Here is a 1,443-nt window from a genome sequence, read left to right as displayed (position 1 = left end):
GCATAGTTTCCACGTTGACAGGGCGTTGTCACGACCGATGGCGAAACGGCGGACTTCCGCAATCTCGCTGTCGGTGGGAGGCGGCCGGCGTCGGCACCGGCCGGGTGGCGGTGATCACCCGGCCGCGCGACGTCGTGGCGCTGCGCTCGGCGCTGATGTCGCTACTGCCGGAGCTCGCGATCGTCGCCGACTCCGTCGACCCGGCGAGCGTCGCCGGTAACGCACTGGACGCGCCGGTCGCGGTGCTCAGCGTGGCCGAGACCAAGGGCCTGGAGTTCGACGCCGTGGTGCTGGTCGAACCGGCCGCGCTGCTCGCCGAGCCGACCCGCGGCCTCGCCGACCTCTACGTCGCGCTCACCCGGGCGACCCAGTCGCTGTGCGTGGTTCACTCCGGCGAGCTGCCGGCGGTGCTGGCCGGTCTCGACCAGACCTGACCGCCGACCAGACCTGACCGCCGACCTGACCTGACCGCCGACCTGACCGCCGACCTGGCCTGGCCCGGCCTGGCCCGGCCTGGTCTGGCGGCCCTGCGACGGCCGCCGGGCCAGGGCTCATTCGCCGCCCAGGGCCGCCATCCGGCGGGTCATCTCCTCGGCAGAGACGTTTTCGACGCGCGAGGCGACACCCCAGCGGTGCCCGAAGGGATCGAGGAACTGGCCCGACCGGTCGCCGTAGAACTGATCGCTGACCGGACGCAGCGGCTTCGCGCCGGCGGCCACCGCGCGGTCGAAGGTGGCGTCGACGTCCTCGACGTAGAGGTGCAGCGTCACCGCGGTGCCGCCGACCGAGTGCGGGCCGACCATGCCCAGGTCGGGATACTCGTCCGACAGCATGAGCAGCGAGTCACCGATGGTCAGCTCGGCATGACCGATCTTGCCGTCGGGCTGCGCCATCCGCACCGTCTCCGTCGCGCCCAGCACGTCGATGTAGAAGGCGATCGCGGCGTCCGCGTCGTCGACGCAGAGATACGGGGACAGCTGGGGGTGCTCGGCGGGGATCGGAGTGATGTCGCTCATCGGGGCCTCCTGGGACGATGACGGCGAGGTGACGTGGGACGACGGCCGGCGCGGGACGAGGCGCCCGGCACGGCGGGCCCGCCCGCAGGCGCGTGGCGCCATGCTCGCGCACGGGTCCGACAGTTTCAGGCCGCCGTCACCCTGCGGGCCGTCACCCTGCGGGCCGTCATCCTGCGGGCCGTCATCCTGCGGGCCGTCACCGTGAGCGGCCAGTGACCCGCCGGCGGTTTCCTTCGCGGGGCGAAGCGAGCGTGGGGCCGTGCGGAGTGGCCAGCGAGGCCAGCGACCGGGCTCCTTCGGAGTGCGATCGGACGTCTGGCCGTACTTGGCCGCTTCCCGTGGATCTGCGGCTGCTCGGAGAAAGACCCACTCGAAGACGCTCCCAGCCGCGCCGCGCCGCGCCGCGCCGCGCCGCGCCGCGCCGCGC

At 73.3% G+C, this 1,443-nt stretch carries 2 protein-coding genes and 1 pseudogene; 2 read left to right on the top strand and 1 reads right to left on the bottom strand.

All coding sequences use genetic code 11. The annotated features are described in order from the left end of the window. Positions 1-80 precede the first annotated feature (80 nt). A pseudogene (locus tag MXD58_RS27505) lies at positions 81-434 on the top strand (ATP-binding domain-containing protein); the annotation flags it as partial. Between the two features lie 117 nt (positions 435-551). On the opposite strand, the gene MXD58_RS27500 reads toward MXD58_RS27505, so the two are convergent. Next, entirely contained in the window at positions 552-1,016 is a 465-nt protein-coding gene (locus tag MXD58_RS27500; RefSeq protein ID WP_248839190.1) for a VOC family protein, read from the bottom strand. A 33-nt stretch (positions 1,017-1,049) separates the two neighbouring features. Here MXD58_RS27500 and MXD58_RS27495 point away from each other — a divergent pair, with 33 nt between their 5' ends. Next, positions 1,050-1,232, top strand: coding sequence for a hypothetical protein (locus MXD58_RS27495; RefSeq protein ID WP_248839191.1), 183 nt, complete (start codon positions 1,050-1,052; stop codon positions 1,230-1,232). Positions 1,233-1,443: the final 211 nt, after the last annotated feature.

This window comes from Frankia sp. AgKG'84/4 (assembly GCF_023242965.2).
Classification (GTDB): domain Bacteria; phylum Actinomycetota; class Actinomycetes; order Frankiales; family Frankiaceae; genus Frankia.
The sequence above is the reverse complement of the archived record's forward strand: the minus strand, read 5'-3'. Positions and strand labels throughout refer to the sequence as shown.